Source organism: Nonomuraea polychroma, assembly GCF_004011505.1.
GTDB classification, from domain to species: domain Bacteria; phylum Actinomycetota; class Actinomycetes; order Streptosporangiales; family Streptosporangiaceae; genus Nonomuraea; species Nonomuraea polychroma.
This window is the reverse complement of the sequence record NZ_SAUN01000001.1, coordinates 7,814,823-7,832,984: the sequence shown is the minus strand read 5'-3', so window position 1 is coordinate 7,832,984 and position 18,162 is coordinate 7,814,823. Positions and strand designations below refer to the sequence as shown.

Annotated in this window: 17 protein-coding genes; 10 read left to right on the top strand and 7 right to left on the bottom strand. The window is 67.6% G+C overall.

What is annotated here, in order from left to right:
• Nucleotides 1-117: 117 nt before the first annotated feature.
• A complete protein-coding gene (locus EDD27_RS35650; protein ID WP_127936292.1) occupies nt 118-1,917 on the bottom strand; it encodes a DUF4012 domain-containing protein in 1,800 nt (599 codons plus the stop codon).
• A 14-nt stretch (nt 1,918-1,931) separates the two neighbouring features.
• Nucleotides 1,932-2,282 carry a hypothetical protein gene (locus EDD27_RS35645; protein ID WP_127936291.1) on the bottom strand — a complete coding sequence of 117 codons (351 nt, stop codon included), beginning with the start codon at nt 2,280-2,282 and terminating at the stop codon, nt 1,932-1,934.
• A 302-nt stretch (nt 2,283-2,584) separates the two neighbouring features.
• On the opposite strand from EDD27_RS35645, the gene EDD27_RS35640 reads away from it, so the two are divergent.
• Nucleotides 2,585-3,337, top strand: a complete 753-nt coding sequence (locus tag EDD27_RS35640) for a hypothetical protein (protein WP_127936290.1) — start codon at nt 2,585-2,587, stop codon at nt 3,335-3,337.
• A gap of 331 nt (nt 3,338-3,668) precedes the next feature.
• Here EDD27_RS35640 and EDD27_RS35635 read toward each other — a convergent pair whose 3' ends face one another.
• The 5 genes from EDD27_RS35635 to EDD27_RS35615 all read right to left on the bottom strand — a co-directional run bounded on the left by EDD27_RS35635 (nt 3,669) and on the right by EDD27_RS35615 (nt 7,720).
• Nucleotides 3,669-3,968 carry a hypothetical protein gene (locus EDD27_RS35635; protein WP_127936289.1) on the bottom strand — a complete coding sequence of 100 codons (300 nt, stop codon included), beginning with the start codon at nt 3,966-3,968 and terminating at the stop codon, nt 3,669-3,671.
• Between the two features lie 526 nt (nt 3,969-4,494).
• On the bottom strand, nt 4,495-4,824 hold the full coding sequence (locus tag EDD27_RS35630; RefSeq protein WP_127936288.1) for a hypothetical protein: 330 nt from the start codon (nt 4,822-4,824) through the stop codon (nt 4,495-4,497).
• A gap of 348 nt (nt 4,825-5,172) precedes the next feature.
• Complete coding sequence (locus EDD27_RS35625; protein WP_127936287.1) at nt 5,173-6,093, bottom strand: helix-turn-helix transcriptional regulator; 921 nt, start codon at nt 6,091-6,093, stop codon at nt 5,173-5,175.
• Between the two features lie 394 nt (nt 6,094-6,487).
• The gene (locus EDD27_RS35620; RefSeq protein ID WP_127936286.1) at nt 6,488-6,874 is read right to left on the bottom strand and encodes a hypothetical protein; all 387 of its coding nucleotides are present in this window, start codon (nt 6,872-6,874) and stop codon (nt 6,488-6,490) included.
• 492 nt (nt 6,875-7,366) lie between these two features.
• Nucleotides 7,367-7,720, bottom strand: a complete 354-nt coding sequence (locus EDD27_RS35615; RefSeq protein ID WP_127936285.1) for a hypothetical protein — start codon at nt 7,718-7,720, stop codon at nt 7,367-7,369.
• Between the two features lie 363 nt (nt 7,721-8,083).
• Between EDD27_RS35615 and EDD27_RS35610 the strand changes: the two genes are divergently transcribed.
• The 9 genes from EDD27_RS35610 (at nt 8,084) to EDD27_RS35570 (ending at nt 18,046) form a co-directional block, all read left to right on the top strand.
• Nucleotides 8,084-8,983: an alpha/beta fold hydrolase gene (locus tag EDD27_RS35610; protein WP_127936284.1), complete on the top strand. Its 900-nt coding sequence runs from the start codon at nt 8,084-8,086 to the stop codon at nt 8,981-8,983.
• Nucleotides 8,984-9,030: 47 nt separating this feature from the next.
• Nucleotides 9,031-10,212, top strand: a complete 1,182-nt coding sequence (gene moeZ, locus EDD27_RS35605; RefSeq protein ID WP_127936283.1) for an adenylyltransferase/sulfurtransferase MoeZ — start codon at nt 9,031-9,033, stop codon at nt 10,210-10,212.
• A gap of 48 nt (nt 10,213-10,260) precedes the next feature.
• Nucleotides 10,261-10,977, top strand: coding sequence for a hypothetical protein (locus EDD27_RS35600; RefSeq protein ID WP_241564437.1), 717 nt, complete (start codon nt 10,261-10,263; stop codon nt 10,975-10,977).
• A gap of 20 nt (nt 10,978-10,997) precedes the next feature.
• The gene (locus EDD27_RS35595; protein WP_241564436.1) at nt 10,998-12,206 is read left to right on the top strand and encodes a S8 family serine peptidase; all 1,209 of its coding nucleotides are present in this window, start codon (nt 10,998-11,000) and stop codon (nt 12,204-12,206) included.
• 56 nt (nt 12,207-12,262) lie between these two features.
• A complete protein-coding gene (locus EDD27_RS35590; protein ID WP_241564435.1) occupies nt 12,263-13,165 on the top strand; it encodes a hypothetical protein in 903 nt (300 codons plus the stop codon).
• Nucleotides 13,141-14,322, top strand: a complete 1,182-nt coding sequence (locus EDD27_RS35585) for a S8 family peptidase (protein ID WP_241564434.1) — start codon at nt 13,141-13,143, stop codon at nt 14,320-14,322. The genes EDD27_RS35590 and EDD27_RS35585 overlap by 25 nt, the downstream gene beginning before the upstream one ends.
• A gap of 98 nt (nt 14,323-14,420) precedes the next feature.
• On the top strand, nt 14,421-14,780 hold the full coding sequence (locus tag EDD27_RS35580) for a hypothetical protein (protein WP_127936282.1): 360 nt from the start codon (nt 14,421-14,423) through the stop codon (nt 14,778-14,780).
• Entirely contained in the window at nt 14,768-15,091 is a 324-nt protein-coding gene (locus EDD27_RS35575; protein ID WP_127936281.1) for an MGMT family protein, read from the top strand. Before EDD27_RS35580 ends, EDD27_RS35575 begins: the two co-directional genes overlap by 13 nt.
• A gap of 207 nt (nt 15,092-15,298) precedes the next feature.
• Nucleotides 15,299-18,046: a CDP-glycerol glycerophosphotransferase family protein gene (locus EDD27_RS35570; RefSeq protein WP_127936280.1), complete on the top strand. Its 2,748-nt coding sequence runs from the start codon at nt 15,299-15,301 to the stop codon at nt 18,044-18,046.
• Nucleotides 18,047-18,162: the final 116 nt, after the last annotated feature.

Below are 18,162 nucleotides of genomic sequence, written 5' to 3'. Positions count from 1 at the left end.
TCATCCGCATGCACGGCCCCGCGTCGGACGCAAGAAACGGCTGGGCCGAAAGCAACTCGGCCCAGCCGTTTCTTGCGGCAAGAACGGCAGCGCTCTCGACACGGCCGGTCTTGCTTCCTATTGCACGTCGGGGTTGGACGGCTGCACTGGGCAGCCCGTGCGGTCGTCGCTGATGTGGGTGTGCTGGGGACGGACCAGCGGTTGCACGGGAACCTCCGGTGACGCCGCCGAGTAGGGTTCGAGCAGGTCGAACTCAATCGTCCTCGACTGCCTGGGAGCGAACTCCAGCAGGTTGTTGTAGACAGGGTGGGATCGCTCGGTCTGCCTGACGATTCGAGCCGGCTTGCCGTCGACCCGCATGGCCTCGACCTTGGCCCCGACCCCGGTGTAGAACGACACCCACAGCAGGTTGGACCCGTTGGGTTTGGCGGCGCGGCGCTCCGCGGGGAGGTCGAGCCGGGCGGAGACGTATGTGGGCAAGGGCTGCGGCGGCACGTTGTTGGTGAGCTGGATCCGAACCTTGGTGGTACGCATCCCGTCAGCACGGCATGGGCCCAGCGCGTAGTCGAGCGAGCGGTCCAGGTAGTAGTCGAGCTTGGTGCCGGCCGAATTGATGATCATGAGCCCGGCGAACGGCCCTGGTCTCCGGGGGAGTACGCCGCCGAGCGGGGTCGCCGCCAAGCGGCGCTGTTCATAGCCCTTGTGGCTCCAGATCTGGATTCTCCTCTCCTCCACCATCTGTGACAGAGCGGAGACCAGGGCCAGGGGGTCCGGGTGGGCACTGGTGATCGCCTTGCTGACGGCACTGGCGATCGTGATGAGATATTTCTTGCGCTCGCGGGCATCCGCGTACCGCGCATATGCTTCCCGTTCGGTGAGGTCCACCACGTTCTCCGCGGTCACTTTCTCACCGTTGGCCAGTGTGACGGGTCCGATCACCTTCAGCAGATAGGAGAGGGCGACCGGGTCGGTCGCGATCGCGCCGTCCAGCTGTTCACCGGTCTGACGTTTCCACAGAGCCGCCCACGTCTTCGCGGCGTACGGGAAATGCGGGGAGAGATTGGAATTGGCCAGCAGGCCGGTCGGACTCGGGCCGTAACGCTCATGGAAGGCACGGCCATGGTGGGTGACCTGGACGGAACCCGACTCCAGGCCGTTGTTGGGAGAGAGCCGCTCGATGTTGAGGTGGCCACGGTCGGCTTTCAGGATGCCGAACGCGCCGACCAGCCCTCCGGTACCGCGTGCCTCGGCATTGGTCTGGAACGCCAGGAAGTAGCGGCGCGGCCCGTTATAGCCCAGCATCTCTGGCAGCATGGCGGCGGTGTCGCGCACCACGGGGTCGTTGGCCACCTCCAGCCAGCCCCGTAGCTTGTCCAGTTCGCTCAGCGCCGTGGCACGGGCCTGGTTCAGCGCGTCCAGGCCGCTGTCGGCCGGGGTGGCGGCGAGGCCGGACCGGATCCGCTCGATCCGGCCGGCGGCGTCGCGCAGCACCGGCGTTGCCGTTTCCAGGCTGGCCGGGAGCGTTTCCACGTTGTCGAGGGAGAGCCCCTTCACCGAGATCAGCTTCGTCACGACGCCGTGGACGTCCGTCAGCACGCCGGTCAGATCAGCGGCGGCGACGGCGAGCCCGCGGACGGTCGCCGCACCCTCTTCCATCGGTGGGATGCGGCCGATCAACGACCATTCCTCGCCGCTGGTGATCCGGCGCGCTTCTTCGGCATGGCGCTGCGCGTCAGCGAGCGCGGCGGCTGCCCCTGACCGGTCGCTCGCGCGCAGCCGCTCCAGTGCGTCCTCGGCCGCCTCCAGGTGACTCCGCACGCTCAAGCCGAGGTACGCAGTCCAACCCGCGGCCAGCGTGAGGCCTGCCGCAGGGCAGAGCAGCCCCATGACGACGAGCCGACGCTTCCTGCTTGTCACTTGTCGATCAGCTCCTACTTCGCACCGGCAGTTTCGCGACGCCGCCTGGCGATCGCCGCGCCGGCGGCTCCGGCGAACAGCGCGCCCGCACCGGTGACGGTCGCGGCCTCCCCGGTCGGCTCGTGTCCGTGAACGTAGGGGCGATCGTTGACGCGGACGTCAACCGTTGAGTTGCTTCTCTGGTGCCCTGCCTGGCGCCGCTTCGCCTTCTGCTTGGCGTCCTGGAACTGTGTCGCCTGCTCGTGCGGCGGATACGGCGGGTACGGCTTGCCGTACGCGGCGGTCGCCGATCCGATGGTTGCCCATGCGATTCCGCCCCCGAGCAACGCCGCGAGCAAAACAGATCTCGTGATCTCCCGTGCCATTTCGGCCCACCATAACGCTTCGTTGACTGTTCGAACATTTCGCCGGGAATGTCAGCGGCATGTTCACTACGAGACGGTTATATGCGGCCAGACGGTAGATGTGCGTTTCGCCGGTTGGTCCTTACCGAATGCTCACTGATCGTTCTCCGAATGTTGACGATTCATCGTGACACGGATGGCCTGCTCGGCCCATCGATCGTGCGCCGTGATGCCTGTGCCGCGCCGCGTGATGCGCTCCGAGGGGCGGTTGTCGTACTAATAGTGAGATATTAGCCCGTGTGTCGATACGTGGGGCAAGTTGGGTGGCCAAAGCGGAAAAGGTGGGTGTTGCTCGGACATCTTTTGTATCGCCATTCCGCTTCTTTTGCCATCATTGCATGTTTGTCCATGCGTTCGCGTTTATGCGGTCGGGTATCTTCGCAATGCATCGCAGGGCAACGCGGTGTCCCGAAAAACCATTTCTCGCAATGGAGGGAAATCAATTGGTTTCTCGTATGAGCAGCGCGGCCTCACGCGCGGGCGCCACCGGCCGTCTGCTGACGTGGGCGGTCGCGACGACGATGGCCTGCGGGGCCGTGGGACTCTCAGGTGCGACGACGTCCGCCCACGCAGCCACCGGCTCGAAGGGGGACGCTGTCCACCAGCAGGTCTATCGGGAGAGCGGGCCATGGCTCGACTCGGCGTTCGTGGCGCTCAGCGGCGGTACCACGGGCTCGTATGAAGGCCAACTGTTCGCGGTCACGTCCGACCGCGGTGTCGCGTGGGTCTACGATCCTCGCCTGCCTGCCGGGCAGCGATGGCAAAGCCTCCGGCGAGTGCCAGGAAGCCAGGGCGGCTACGTGTTCAACGTCTCCGTCGCGGGTGATCACGGGAGCCTCGATGGTAGCGGGGATGTCCAGCTGGTGATCAGGGCGCGGACCGCCAGCGGCACCTTCGAGACGCGTTGCGATGTCCAGGCCAAAGGAATTGGCCCAGCGGCTCCTGAGGTGCCGGTGCTGTTCCCGACCAGCGGCCTCCTGAACAATTGCACCCAATGGGCGGTTGTCCGTCCGTGAGGCAACTATCAGGGCGGGTGGTTCTCGGTGTCGTTGACATCGAGAACCACCCGCCCTGATTGACCTGGATCTCATCACGAGATCGCCTCGGCGCCCACAGCGCATAACCTCAGCTGTTTAGTTAGGACGGCGCCTGGCCAGGTGCACGACTGGCCGGGCGCCTGGTGAGGTCAAGGTGCCTGTGTTCCGTTTCGGCATCGTCCCGCCGGAGCGCGATCTTTCTGCCGGCGCAGGCACCTCGGCTGCGGTTCACGCCGATCGGGATTCGGTGACGTGACCCGCCCTTCGGCCGCTCAGCATGCTGCTGCGGAGCCTTGCGGAATCAGTTCTGTTACTCGTCCTCGAGGACGTTGAACGGGAACTGCTTCTGGAACTGGTCCTGGTCTTGGTCCTGCTTGTTGAACTGCTTCTGGTGCTGCTGGTTGTTGTTGTGGATCCAGATGCGGACCTTCTGCTTGTTGCGGTGGCGGTTGTGGTCGCCCCAGCCGTGGCCAGCCACGAAGCCGTTGGCTACCGAGGTGACCGCGGATCCCGTGGCGGCATTGGCGGTCGAGGAACCCGCCAGCGCGGCAACGGCGCCGGACACGGCGGTGATGACGGCGAGAGCTGAGATGCTCTTGAACTTGGGCATTGTTTCCCCCCAAAGGTTCTGTTGCCCCTGTTCTTAATATTTTCCGGACTACGTTGGAAAATATCGTGGATGACGGCTAATGTGCCATCTGTCCAATTTGTTTCCCGGGGTGATTTGGGCTAAACGGGCTTCGTGATAGTTTGCCCTACTTAAACGCTCTCATCGCCTTTTTTGGGCGTTGCGGGCTTGGACGGCTGGTTCGTGTCGCTGCGCGGTGCGCTGAAGCGGTCCTGTACACAAATAAATGCGCCCTCGGCACAAAGTGTCGAGAGCGCATATTGGGTGATATGGATCCTATGGAGAAGCTTGCTCGAGCGTCTCTCAGCGGGCGCCGGCGTAGCGGAGTGCCTGGGTTCCGCCTCGGCTCATCGCTTCGGTGAAGCGGATGATGCCGCTGCGGGACACAGGCACTCTGGTGCCGCTCGCGACGACCGGGATGATGTCGCCTGATCGCCACTCGACCGTTCAACGCCGCTCATGCCGGGCGCTACTTGCTAGGGGAGTCCCGTCAGGGTTCCCTTAGAAGTCACGGCGTCGGTGGGTACAGCTGGAGCAGCTTGTTCTTGGCCTTCTGGTCCTGGTCCTGGTCCTGGTCCTGGTCCTGCCTTTCGGCCTGGTTCTGCGTCTGGTGGTTGTTGTTGTGGATCCAGATGCGGACCTTCTGCTTGTTCTTGTGGCGGTGCTTGCCGTGGCCGCCCCAGCCGCCGTTGCCCCAGCCCCAGCCTCCGTGCCCGCCAGCGACGAAGTCACTGCCCGGCGTGGCGTTGGCAGGTGCGGAGGTGGTCAGCGCGGCAGCGCCGGTCATGGCCGTGCTGGCTGCAAAGAGCGCCGCGATGGCAGTCTTGAACTTGGGCATTGAATTTCCCCCCAAAGGTTCTGTTGCCCCTGTTCTAAATATTTTCCGGAACTGCGTGGAAAATATCGCGGATGTTGGCTATTGCGCCATCCGTTGCATCTCATATTTCCTGGCCGAGTGTCAGGTAAACGGGCTTCGTGGCGTTTTGCTCGATTCTGACGCTCTCATTGCTCTCATTAAGCATTTATGAAATGGGTTGATATGATTTGTCCGAATTGCTCTTGATGTGGCGAACTGCTCCGCCGTTGAGAGGGGTAAATGCGCTCTCTGTGGCGAATGCGTCAGGGCCGGGCCTCGTCGGGTTCCACGATTCCGTGTATTACCGGCAAGCTGTACTTATTGATCTTGCTACGCATAGCCCCGAGGTGAGGAGCGCGTGGGCACAGCGTCCGCCTGGGGATGGCTCGGCCGGAGTCGTTGCCGGTGGGCCCAGGCGTCCAGTCGTTTGATCGCTTCGTGATCGGGACTGCCGTGTGGAGCGGTGAGCAGCACAATGACGTGTTCCTGATCGTCGATGCTGGTCAGGGCCTGCCAGTCGACGCTGAACTCTCCGACGACGGGGTGGCGGAGGCGGCTGCGGCCGGAGGTGTGCACGGTCACCAGGTGGTCGGCCCACCAGGTGCGGAAGTCCTCATCCCGTAGCGACAGCTCGCCCACGAGTTCTCGCAGCCGGGGTTGATCAGGGTACGCTCCTGCGGCCATGCGCAAGCTGGAGACCGCCTCCTGCGCGCGGGCGCGCCAATCGGCTTGCAGAGACCGGACGTGATCGTCGAGGAAGACCATGCGCACGTAGTTGCGGTGGGCCGGCTTCGTGGCGGCCAGGTCGCCCAGTAGTGCGGTGCCCAGCCGGTTCCAGGCGAGGATGTCCAGGTAGCGGCCCAATACCAGGGCGGGGGTGTCGACGAGGTTGATCAGCAGCCGGGCCGTCTGCGGTGTGATGTGCTGGTCCGCCTCGCCGGGATGCTCCAGCACGTCGGGGTAGGCCAGCTGGAACAGATGCCGGTGCTGGTCGTCGTTGAGACGGAGGGCGCGGCCGATGGCGCTCAGGACCGAACGGGAGGCGGTGCGCACCCGGCCCTGCTCCAGGCGGGTGTAGTAGTCGGTGCTGATCCCGGCCAGCTGGGCCACCTCTTCCCGGCGCAGGCCGGGGACACGTCGGCGGTATGGCGGCTCGGGCAGGCCATGCTCGGCCGCGCTGACGGCGGCGCGCCGGGCGGTCAGGAAATCGGCCAGCGGTCCCCTGGAAGGGGCAACCTCGATGCTGTCCATACCCGCTGATCATTGCACCGGTGCGGAGAAATTTCCTGGGAAGCGGCTTCCTAGGAATAACCGATCCTTCCAGGTCAGCGGCGTGATATGTGAGGGTGGCTGCGGAGGGAAGAGTCGACCTTGCGGTGCTGGAGGGGACCGTGAGGCCGCCTTCCCTCCTTTTGCGGGTGGATTTCGACGGTCATTCTCGGAAATGGGCCCATGCCCTCGCCGAGAGCCTGACATCGGATGACGGTGATGTGCTTCCTGACCGCAATGAGCGAAGCAGAGTGCCTGTGCATCCGCGTCGCTCATCGCTCGTCGGAGCTGATGATGTCGCTGGGTGACACAGACACTCGGCTGCGGATTTCACGGTGCTCGGGAGGCGGTCGCAAGACCCCGCTGTGCGCTCGCCCTAGGGGCTGAGGCTCGGAATGCTGTCCAGGACTTGATCCTGCTCTTCGTCCTCGCTCGTCTGATCTTGGTCTTCGTCCTGGCGGAGCTTCTGATCCTGGTCTTCGTCCTGGTCTTCGTCCTGGCGGCCCGCCTGTTCCTGGCTCTGCTGGTTCTTGTTGTGGATGTGGATGTAGATCTTCAGCCGGTAGCGGCCGTGGCGAATCCATCCGCTCCATCCACATTTCTTGCGGCAGCCGGCGAGGAAGCCCGAAGCGGCGGCGGAGGCAGCGGAGGCGGTCGTCGCGCCGGCCGCCGAGGTGGTGGTCAGCGCGTCCAGTCCGACGACGGAGCCCGTTGTGGCGGCGCTGAGGGCGAGGCCTGCGACGACACTCTTGAACTTGGGCATTGGAATCCCCCCAAAGGTTCGGTTGCCCTGTTCTTGACGTTTTCCGAATGATCGGCAAACGCGGTGGATGGCTGGCTAATGCGTCATCCGGTGCTCATTCTTGTTTCCGCGTCCTAATGGCGCGTAACGGGCCTCGTGAGGTTTTGCGACTCACAAACACTCTCGTTGCTATTATTGGGCATTTGTCGCGTGGATTGAGAGGATTTGTCCTTTGCGTGCGGCAGCTCATGCGGCCCTGGGAACACGTGAATGCGCCCTCGGCGGCGAATTGCCGAGGGCGCATGTGGTGCGATCCGGTGGCCCGAGCGCTCGGTGCGCGTTTTTCCTGGTCCGGCCCTTGAGTCAGTGCCGGTGCTCCGTGTCGGGTGCTGCGTCGGCTCATGACTTCGACGCTGTGCGATCACTCTTACGGACTTCGGTCACGGCTCACGTCAACCGGGATGTCTTCCCAGGACTGCCTTCCGATCGCTCCACGCTCACTGCCTGGAGTTGTCAGTCGTCATCTTCCTCGTCTTTGAGGACGCTCCACGGGAACTGGTCCTGGTCCTGGTCCTGACGCTGAGCCTGGTTCTGGCTCTGCTGGTTGTTGTTGTGGATGTTGATCTTGATCTTCTGCTTGTGGCGACCGTGGTGGCGGCCCCAGCCACCGCCTCCGCCCCATCCCCATCCGCAGCGCTTGCGGCATCCGGCGAGGAAGCCGGCCGTGGTGGTGGTGGCGCCGGAGGCTGCGGAGGCGGTCGTCGCGCTGGCGGCCGAGGTGGTGGTCAGCGCGCCCATGCTGACGGCGCCGCCGGTCGCTGCTGTGCTGATCGCCAGCCCTGCGACGATTGTCTTGAACGTGGGCATTGAGTTCCCCCCCAAAGGATCGATTGCCCTGGTTCCTGACATTTTCTAGATGATCGGAAAATGTCCTGGATGGCGACAATGCGTCATCTGTCCCTTTGATGTCCGATGTTCCGGTGTCGCAAACAGGCGTCGAACTGTTTTGCTATACACGAACGGTCCTATTGCTCCTATTAAACTTAAATGAAGTGAATTGAGGTGATTTGCCCGTTTTCCTCATGAGGCGGTCACGAGACAAGCGCGCCATATGCCCTATTAAATGGCGATAAGTCCGAAATGTCCGATATGGGGCCGCATGGTGGCGTGGCATGGCTATCGTGGGGTTAACGACACGCAGAGTGGGAGTGAACGCTAGGAGGAGGAGGCATGGCAGCTGAGCCGATCCCGCACTGGCCAGGACGCATGCTGGGCTCAGTGCACGTCAGGTCCACCCCGCAGGGGCCCGCCGACCAGGCGGTGTTCGTCCACGGATTGGCCGGCTCGGCCACCAACTGGACCGACCTCATGGACGAGCTCAAGGACACGGTCACCGGCCACGCGCTCGACCTGCCCGGCGCCGGATACTCGCCCGCGCCCGCCGACGGCGACTACACGGTCCCCGCGCACGCCAGGGCCGTGATCAGCCTCATGGAGGAGACGGGCCCGGCCCACCTGTTCGGCAACTCGCTGGGCGGCGCGATCGCCGTCAGGGTCGCCGCCACCCGGCCCGACCTGGTCCGCTCGCTCACGCTCATCTCGCCCGCCCTCCCGGACCTGCTCCCCAGGTACGGCCCCATCCGCGTGGCCGCAGCCGCGATACCCATGATCGGCGAGTGGGTGGCGGGCAAGATGCGCCTGATCCCGGCCGAGCAGCGCGTCAACGCCACCGTGTCCATGGTCTGGGCCGACGTGAACGCCGTCCACCCGGTACGCCTGCGCGACGCGATCAACGAGCTCCGCAGACGCGACGACCTCCCGTACGCCGACCAGGCGATGATCTGCTCGGCCCGGGGGATCGTGGCCGAATACTTCCGACGTGGCGAGGCCAACCTCTGGCGCCAGGCGGCCAGGGTCCAGGCGCCGACCCTGATCATGCACGGCCGGCGCGACCGTCTCGTCCGCCCGGCCACGGCCGCGAAGGCCCTGCGTACGTTCGGGAACGCCAGGATCGTGCTGCTGCCGACGGCGGGTCATGTGGCGATGATGGAGATACCGCAGGTGGTGGCGGCCGAAGCACGCCGTCTGATCGGTGAGACTCGATTGGGGAATGCCCCACTCGCCAGCTAGGTTTCAAGGTGAGGACAGGGGTCCCCTGGATAACGGGAGCGTAGAAAGTGTCGTTGCCACCGCTGGTCGAGCCGGCCGCAGAGCTGACCGTCGACGAAGTGCGCCGCTACTCGCGTCACCTGATCATTCCCGATGTGGGCATGGCGGGGCAGAAGCGGCTGAAGAACGCCAAGGTGCTGTGTGTGGGCGCCGGGGGCTTGGGCTCGCCCGCGCTGATGTACCTCGCGGCGGCCGGCGTCGGCACCCTCGGCATCATCGACTTCGACGTGGTCGATGAGTCCAACCTGCAGCGCCAGATCATCCACGGCCAGTCCGACGTGGGCAGGCTGAAGGCCGAGAGCGCCGCGGCGTCGGTCCGCGAGATCAACCCGCTGGTCGACGTCGTCATCCACAACACGGCGCTGACCACGGAAAACGTCATGGAGATCTTCTCCGGCTACGACCTCATCGTCGACGGCACCGACAACTTCGCCACGCGCTACATGGTGAACGACGCCGCAGTGCTGCTCGGCAAGCCGTACGTCTGGGGCTCGATCTACCGCTTCGACGGCCAGGCCAGCGTGTTCTGGGCCGAGCACGGCCCCTGCTACCGCTGCCTCTACCCGGAGCCCCCGCCTCCCGGCATGGTGCCGTCGTGCGCCGAGGGTGGCGTGCTCGGCGTGCTCTGCGCGTCGATCGGCTCCATCCAGGTCAACGAGGCCATCAAGCTGCTGACCGGCATCGGTGACCCGCTGGTCGGGCGGCTGATGATCTACGACGCCCTGGAGATGAAGTACCGCGACGTCAAGGTCCGCAAGGACCCCGAGTGCGTCCTGTGCGGCAAGAACCCGACGGTCACCGAGCTGCTCGAGGACTACGAGGCGTTCTGCGGCGCGATCTCCGACGAGGCCGCCGAGGCCGCCAGCGGCTCCACGATCACCGCGCTGGAGCTCAAGGACATGCAGGACCGCGGCGACAACATCTTCCTCGTGGACGTCCGCGAGCCGAACGAGTACGAGATCGTCTCGATCCCCGGCGCCACGCTGATCCCCAAGGGCGAGTTCCTCAACGGCTCGGCCCTGGAGAAGCTGCCGCAGGACAAGCGCATCGTCCTGCACTGCAAGTCGGGTGCGCGCTCGGCGGAAGCCCTGGCGGTCGTCAAGAACGCCGGGTTCTCCGACGCCGTCCACGTGGGCGGCGGCGTGCTCAGCTGGGTCAAGACCGTCGACCCCAGCCTGCCCAGCTATTAAGGATTTTCCGGCGGGGCTCCGCACGACGCCCCGGTTAAGGTCGATGGCGTGAACTCAGCCCGCCCCTGGCCGACCCTGGTGGTGGCCTCCGCGCTGACCCTGGTCTGCGCGGTGGCCGCCGGGGTCGCCGGCAGCGCGGCGGGCACCGAGCTCACCCGCGGCCCCAGCACCGCCGAATTGCACGCGGCCGCCAAGCGGGAGGTCGCCGAACGCTGGCGCACCTGGCCCGCGGGACGTATCTTCCCCGCCACATTGCCGTACTCCGCGGAGCAGGGCGGGCAGGAACGGGCCAGGAGAATCGGCATCTCGCCGCACACCTCGTGCGACTCCGTGGACGCCAAGGCCGCCAAGGCGCTGCGCAAGGCGGGCTGCCGGGGCCTGCTGCGCGCCACCTACATCGACGCGCTGCGCGGCGTGCTCGTCACCGTCGGCGTGGCGGCCCTGCGTGACGAGCTGGGCGCCGTACGCGCCAAGTCCGCGTTCGCAGAGAGCGGCGAGCCCGTGCCGGGGCTGCGCCCGCTGGCCTTCGCCAACACGATCGCGCACCGGTTCACCCCTGCCGTGCGCCAGGCCGGGTCGGTCCGGCAGGCGGGACCATATCTGGTGCTGACCACGGCCGGGGAGGTGGACGGCCGGCCGGGGAGCGCGGTCGGCGAGCCGCGCCCGGCCATCTTCGCCTTCGCCACCGAGATCTCCGAGCGCGTGCTGACCGGTCTGAGCACGCCGAGGATGCCTGATTGCGCGGCCGAGGAATGGCAGTGCTGAGCCAGGGCACTCCAGCAAGCGTGCTGAGACGTGTGGCGTCGGTGGCGGCGGCCGGGATGTTGTTGTTCACGGCGCCGCCGGCGCAGGCCGACGACGTGCGCGGCGGGCAGCGGCAGGTGATCAAGACGCTGGAGCTCACCCAGGCGTGGCGGGTCAGCAAGGGCGCCGGGGTCACGGTGGCGGTGCTCGACTCCGGCGTCGATCCACGTCACCGGGATCTCACCGGCTCCGTACGGGTGGGCAAGGATTTCACCGCAGGCGCGAACCCGCCCGGCGTGGCTCCGCGCAGGTTGCACGGCACGTACATGGCCTCGTTGATCGCCGGGCACGGTCACGGCCCCGAAGGAAAGCTGGGGATCATCGGCGTCGCGCCCGAAGCGGACGTACTGTCAGTAAGGGTCATCCTTGAGGACGAGGAGCCGGGGTTCCGCGAGTTCAACTCCGCCGAGCGCTTCGAGAACGTCGTGGCCCGAGGCATCAGATACGCGGTCGACGAGGGGGCGGACGTGATCAACATGTCGATCTCCAAGGAGCTGGCGACCCGGGAGGAGCGCGCGGCCATCCGCTACGCGATCTCCAAGGGCGTCGTGCTCGTCGCCGCCGCGGGCAACGACGGCGACCGGAAGATCGACGGAGACTTCGCGCCCTACTCCTACCCGGCCGCGTTCCCCGGGGTGGTCTCCGTGGGGGCGACGGACCGGCGGTTGCGGCGGGCCACGTTCTCCAACTGGAACTCCTCGGTGCAGGTGGCCGCGCCCGGCGTGGACATCATGGGGGCAGGTCCCGGCGACGAATACTGGGTCGGCAGGGGGACCTCGCAGGCGACGGCACTCGTGTCCGGCGTCGCCGCCCTCATTAAGGCGAAATATCCCGATATGTTGCCGCCGGTCGTCGCGCAGGCCCTCACCGCCAGCGCCACCGACCGCCCGCCCGGCGGCTACGACACGGCCACCGGCTTCGGCGTCGTGCATGCCGCCCGCGCCCTGGCCGAGGCGGGCCGGCTGGCGGGGCACACCGAGACCGCGACCGGTCCCGAGGCCCAGGACCCCGCCAAGCCGCTGGCCGGCGGTCAGACCGGTCCGATCAAGGTCATCGTCAGGGATGACAGGCGCGTCACGGTCTATGCGGCCATCGCCGCCGCCGCGGCCGTCGGCGCGCTCGCGTCCTTGACCGTCATATTCACGCTGGTCAGACGCGTACGCCGGGCGCACATCTCGCAAGACGCATGATCTCCCCACTTAGGGGGACGAAATAGACACCGAGCGAATATGGGAACGAGGCGGTGGTGAGGGCACGTAGGTCGATCCAAGGGCTGCCGCGCGCCGGGGGTGAATCCACGCCGGGACAGAGGAACCCGCTCGGCGCCACCACCGGCCGCCGGTCACGCGTGCGTGCCTGGCCGGCCGCGAACTCCAGCAGGCGCACGGCCGCCAAGCAGCGCGCCGAACTCGACGCGCTCCAGCAGGGGATCCGCTACCGGCGCATCTTCGTGGCGCTGCTCGGCGTCATCATCACCATGTCGGCGGCCGTCGTGCTGCTCGGCACGATCGGGCTGCTCGACGAGACGCGGGCACGCCCGCTGACCCCCGCCGAGCAGACCAAGTACAAGCAGGAGGAGATCGCCAGGCGCTGGCAGGCATGGCCGGCGACGGGCGTCTTCCCCGAAGAGGTGAAATACCTCGGGCTCGACCGCGCCCAGCAGTATGCCAGGCGCGTCGGCATCGCCCCCGAGACCGAGTGCGGCAAGGGCGTGGACGCCTCCGTGGCCGGCGTGCTGGACGACCACGGCTGCGTCACCATGCTGCGGGCCACCTACATCGACCAGACGGCGTCGTTCGTCTTCACGGTGGGCGTGGCCGTGCTCAAGGACGAGGCGTCCAGGGTGTCGGCCACCGGGGAGCTCACCCAGGACGACCGGGTGGGCGTGCTGCCCGTGGCCTTCCCCGGCACCGTGAGCGAGCGGTTCGGGCCCGACCAGCGGCAGCGTACGAGCTGGGTCGGCGCCGGGCCGTACATCGTCTTCTCGACCGCGGGCTACGCCGACGGGCGCACCAGGGCCTCGATCCCGCCCGAGGAGATCTTGCATCCTGAGTTGTGGCCGGCGGCCAAGTCGATCGGTCACCAGATCGCTTACTTCCTCGCGGACCCCCCGAAGGTGCCGCCTTGCACGCAGGGGAACGTGTGCTGACCGCCATCCGCGCGATCGCGGCCGCGCTGCTCGTCTTCACGGGATCGAGCGCCGACCCGGTCAGAGAGCAGCAGCAGTGGGTGCTCGACGCGCTCAACGTCGAGCAGGCATGGACCGTCACCAAGGGGGCGGGCGTCACCGTCGCCGTCGTGGACAGCGGCGTGGACGGCGAGATCAAGGAGCTGAAGGGGCGCGTCACCGCAGGCCCCGACATGACCTCGGGCTCGGTCGTGCGCGGCATGCCGCCCGGCAAGCACGGCACCGCCATGGCCGGTCTGATCGCCGCCTCCGGGGAGGACGACGGGCTGATCGGCGTCGCGCCTGAGGCCCGCATCCTGTCGCTGCCCATGGTCACGGACGATGACCCGGGGATCGAGTTCGGCGTTCCGCCGATGCAGGACGAGGAGATGGCCTCCGAGAGCCCGCTCGCCCGCGCCCTGCGGTACGCGGCCAACCACGGCGCCAAGGTCGTCAGCATGTCGATCGGCTCCTACGGGCCGCTCAAGTCCGAGCGCGAGGCCGTCTCGTACGCGCTCGGCAAGGGCGTCGTGCTGGTCGCCGCCGTCGGAAACGACGGCCAGAGCGGTTACGCCAGGGACAAGGGCACCTCCTACTGGAGTTTCCCGGCCGGCTACCCCGGGGTGATCGGCGTGGCGGCCACCGACAAGCAGGGCAAGAAGGCCCCGTTCAGCAGCGACAACCTGTCGGTGCTCGTGGCCGCGCCCGGCGTGGGCGTGCCCGTGGTCAAGCGCAAGAGCGGCTACGAGCTGTCGCAGGGCACCAGCTCGGCCGCCGCGCTCGTGGCAGGCGTGGCCGCGCTCGTCAAGTCCCGCTACCCGGCTCTGCCGCCCGAGCAGGTCGCCCAGGCGCTGTCCATGAGCGCGAGAGGCCGGCCCGCCACCGGATACGACGACCAGACCGGCTTCGGCGTGGTCGACGCCGCCGCCGCGCTCAACGCCGCCGAGCGGCTGACCGGCGTGCAACGCAGCGTGCCGGCGTCCGGCAAGGAACACTTCGGTCAGGGCGAGGACTCGCCCGTGCCGGCCCGGCCGGGACCCGACCCGTGGCACCTCTGGGTGTACGGAGGCGGTGTGCTGATCGCGCTCATCACGTTCTGCGGCGCCATCATCGTGCTCCACCAGCGAAAGGAAGAGTGAGCGGCTTCCCCATGCGGGCCTCGACCAGGCACAACGGCAGACCGGCGGTGCGCAGCGCAGGTTTCTCGTTGGTAAAAGATCCGCTAGGGTCCCGCGTCATGGGATACGAGCTGCGGGTGGTGCGCGAGTCGCCGCTCGCCTACGCCGAGTTGGCGAGGGCCATCGCGCCGGCCGGTTTCGAGCTGCGCGGATCTGACGAGATCGTGACCGGCCACCGGGGTAGCGCGTACACGGTGGCGCGCTGGCACGGCCAGGTGGTCGGCGAGCCCGGCTCCGACTGGCAGGTGGCACAACTCCTGAGGCTGTCGACCGCGCTCGGCGCCCGGCTCGTCGGCGAGGACGGCGAGGTCTACAGGCTGCGTGACGGTGTCATGGAGGTCGAGACCGGCGGTGACGTGGCCGAGATCGGCAAGTTCGACGAGATCATCGACGCCGGTCCCGCGGCATGGAGCCCCTGAGCCCCTTCGCCGAGCGGGTGCTCGACCTCGTCGAGCGCATCCCGCCCGGCAAGGTCATGGCGTACGGGGACATCGCCGAATACCTGGGCGAAGGCGGCCCGCGCCAGGTCGGCAAGGTGATGTCCACGTGGGGCGGCGGCGTCCCCTGGTGGCGCGTCGTCCACGCCGACGGCAGCGGCGCAGCCCCTGACCACCTGCAACGTTGCCTGACCCACTGGCGCGAGGAAGGCACTCCACTGCGCGCGGGCTCCGGTGAACGCGTCGACATGCGCCTGGCACGCTGGGACGGGCGTTCAGGCGATTTTCAGTAAGCGGGTTGACCTGCGGTTTCGCCGAACGGGCGAATCTGTGACATGTGACTCCCATTACCATGGGCAGAACACTGATGGCGGCCCGAAAGGCGGTGCCTCCCTATGGCCACCGGCGTCACAGCCCAGAGCCAGGGCGGTAATTCGCTTGCCGACCGCCTGAAGGCTGTCCAGGATCTTTGCGATCGTGGCGAGCCTCTGGAAGCGGTCATGCGAGCGGTCGGCTCCGGCGGACGCGACGCGGCGTTCGACACCGAGGTGCTCAGCGGTCCCCTGGGGACCCGCATCGATCTCGCGGTCAAACGCGGCGCCGCGCGGCGACGCGAGATGCTCGCGCTCGTGCGCCCGTATCTCGCGGGCGTTGACGCACGCGTCAAACACGACCTGCCGGTCGCCAGGCGGGTGATCGTGCACCTGATCGAGCACCGCCCCGACGAGGAGCTCATCGAGGGGGAGACGCTCAGCAAGGTCGTGGCCGCGGCGGCCGAGCCGTCCAAGCGCATCCGCAAGGGCCTGCGCTGGTACGCCGACCTGCCCTTCCAGGACGAGCTGCCGTCCGACCTCTATCGCCTGCGCCGGGCCGACATGGTGCCGGTGACCCACATCGACGACATCAACTGGGTCGACGGCAGGCTCCGCGTCACCGGCTTCGCCTACCTCGCGGGTCTGTCGGTGCGTAGCCGCAGGTTCAACTGGGCGACCGTGGTGCTGCGCGGGCCGCGCTGGCTGCCGCCCATCCGCATGCGCACGAAGCGCGTGTACGAGCCGGAGGCCACGCACGGGGCACGCGAGCCCGGCTGCAACTACGACTGGTCCGGTTTCACCGCGGAGCTGAGCCCTTGGCCGCTGCGCTGGCGCGGCGCCGTGCGCGGCGTGGTCTCCGCCGTGCGCCGCCGGATGCGGCACCGGCCGTCCGTGCCCGACACCACGACGTGGCGGGCCGAGATCGTGTTCTGGAGCCGTGGCGCGCGGGCCACCGGTCTGCTGCGCGGTTCGTCGCTCGGCCGGCCCGAGCGTCCCGCCGGGCTGAAGGTGAAGCCCGGCTGGTGGATCAGGCCGGTCTGGACGTCCGACCGGGCGCTGCAGGTCGTGCTCCAGCCCAACCGGGCCGAACTGACCGGCGTGTCACTCGACGGCGACCGCCTCGAGCTCAAGGTCTTCCTCCCGGGGCGCACGGTCACCAAGGGCCACGCCAGGCTGGGCGGTCACCGCATCGCCGCCGACTTCACGCCGTCGGGCGACGGCACGCAGGTGGTGGTCGCGCTGGCCGTGCCGTCCCTGCTGCAGGAGAAGGACGGGCGGCGGCTCTGGGTGGAGCCCAAGGGCGACCCGGCGGCCTCTGTCATGCTCGCCGACCTCGTGGAGACCCGCACGGTCGTGGGGGACCGCGAGATCACCGTGCTCGGCGACCGCCGTGACCGCGTCGTGGTCTCCGCCCACCGCATCCGTCCCGTGATCACATCGGCGGTCTGGGAAGGATCCGCGCTCCTGCTGCGCGGCAACTACCCGGACGCGGACGGCCCCCGCGCGCTCACGCTGCGACACCGGTCCGGGCTGTCCTATCTGCTTCCGATGGAGCGCTCCGGCGAGGACTTCTCCGTACGCGTCGAACCCGCCGCCATGGACCGCTTCGGCGAGCCGGTGCCGCTGGCGTCCGGCACCTGGAACATGTCGGTACGCCACCCGTCCGGCGAGATCGTGCCGCTGCGCATGGACCACGCCGCCCTGGCGGGACTCGACGAGAAACCGCGCACGTTCGACGGGCGCACGTACCGGATGATCTCGACGCGTTTCGACGTGCCCGTCGTGGCCGTCGAAGAGGCCCGTCCGGCGGACGAGCGCGGCGTCGCGGGCACCCACGTGTTGCGGCGGGTCTTCTACCCGGCGCAGCGTACGGAGCCGCTGACCGACGCGACCGTCTACGTCGTCAACGACGGGCGGCTCTACGCCGACAGCGTGCGCGCCATCTACGAGGAGCGGCTGCGGCGCGGCGACGATCGCGAGCACATCTGGATCGTCAAGGACGGCGCCTTCGTGCCGCCCGGCCCGGCGACCGTCGTACGCGCCGGCAGCCGCGAACACCACGCCGCCCTGGCCAGGTCCCGCCACATCGTGACCAACGCGTTCCTGCCCGCCTGGTTCCGCGCCCGCGAGGACCAGGTGGTGGTGCAGACCTGGCACGGCACCCCTGCCAAGATCATCGGCAACGACCAGCCCCACATGAACCGCGACCCCAAGCCGCCGATCTGGCACCGCCAGGCGGCGGAGGTGCGCGGCTGGGACCTGCTGCTGTCGCAGTCGCCGTGGGCGACGCCCGTGTTGCGCAAGGCGTTCGGCTACAAGGGCGAGATCCTGGAGAGCGGCCTGCCCCGCAACGACGTGCTCAACTCGCCGGACCGTGACGCTCTGGCGGCCGCGGTGCGCGAGCGGCTCGGGCTGGCGGAGGGCAAGCGGGTGGTCCTGTACGCGCCGACGTGGCGTGATTACGACCGCAAGAACGCCATGGTGAAGCTGGACCTGGCCAAGGCCCGCGAGGCGCTGGGCGCCGACCACGAGATCCTGGTCCGTGCGCATCCTATGCAGGCCATCCCCGCCGTTCCCGACATCGCCCACGACGTCACCACTTATCCCGACATGGCGGAGTTGTTGCTGGTGGCGGACGTCCTGGTGACGGACTATTCGTCGGTGATGTTCGACTTCGCCTGCACCGGCCGCCCGATCGTGATCTACGGCTACGACATGGCCAAGTACAAGTCCAAGCGGGGCCTGTACATCGACCTGGCCGAGCAGGCGCCGGGCCCGGTGCTGTCCACGTCGGCCGAGGTGATCGAGGCTCTCCGGTCGATCGACTCGGTGGCAGCGTCCCACGCCGACCGCTACGACGCGTTCCGCGCGACGTTTGCTCCCCGTGACGATGGCAAAGCGACCGCTCGGGTGGTCGATCACCTGTTTTCATGACCATCCTTTATGGTCGCCCGGCGTCACCGGCTCTTAAGACCATCCTTTACGGTCGCCCGGCGTCACCGGCTCTTAAGACCATCCTTTACGGTCGCCCGGCGTCACCGCACGCGCCG

Bases quoted from the DNA above. Each gene is read 5' to 3' on its own strand.
- EDD27_RS35620 (WP_127936286.1), bottom strand. From the start codon at position 6,874: ATGCCCAAGTTCAAGAGTGTCGTCGCAGGCCTCGCCCTCAGCGCCGCC.
- EDD27_RS35570 (WP_127936280.1), top strand. From the start codon at position 15,299: ATGCGAGCGGTCGGCTCCGGCGGACGCGACGCGGCGTTCGACACCGAG.
- EDD27_RS35615 (WP_127936285.1), bottom strand. From the start codon at position 7,720: ATGCCCACGTTCAAGACAATCGTCGCAGGGCTGGCGATCAGCACAGCA.
- EDD27_RS35645 (WP_127936291.1), bottom strand. From the start codon at position 2,282: ATGGCACGGGAGATCACGAGATCTGTTTTGCTCGCGGCGTTGCTCGGG.
- EDD27_RS35580 (WP_127936282.1), top strand. From the start codon at position 14,421: ATGGGATACGAGCTGCGGGTGGTGCGCGAGTCGCCGCTCGCCTACGCC.
- EDD27_RS35610 (WP_127936284.1), top strand. From the start codon at position 8,084: ATGGCAGCTGAGCCGATCCCGCACTGGCCAGGACGCATGCTGGGCTCA.
- EDD27_RS35625 (WP_127936287.1), bottom strand. From the start codon at position 6,093: ATGGACAGCATCGAGGTTGCCCCTTCCAGGGGACCGCTGGCCGATTTC.
- EDD27_RS35635 (WP_127936289.1), bottom strand. From the start codon at position 3,968: ATGCCCAAGTTCAAGAGCATCTCAGCTCTCGCCGTCATCACCGCCGTG.
- EDD27_RS35575 (WP_127936281.1), top strand. From the start codon at position 14,768: ATGGAGCCCCTGAGCCCCTTCGCCGAGCGGGTGCTCGACCTCGTCGAG.
- EDD27_RS35630 (WP_127936288.1), bottom strand. From the start codon at position 4,824: ATGCCCAAGTTCAAGACTGCCATCGCGGCGCTCTTTGCAGCCAGCACG.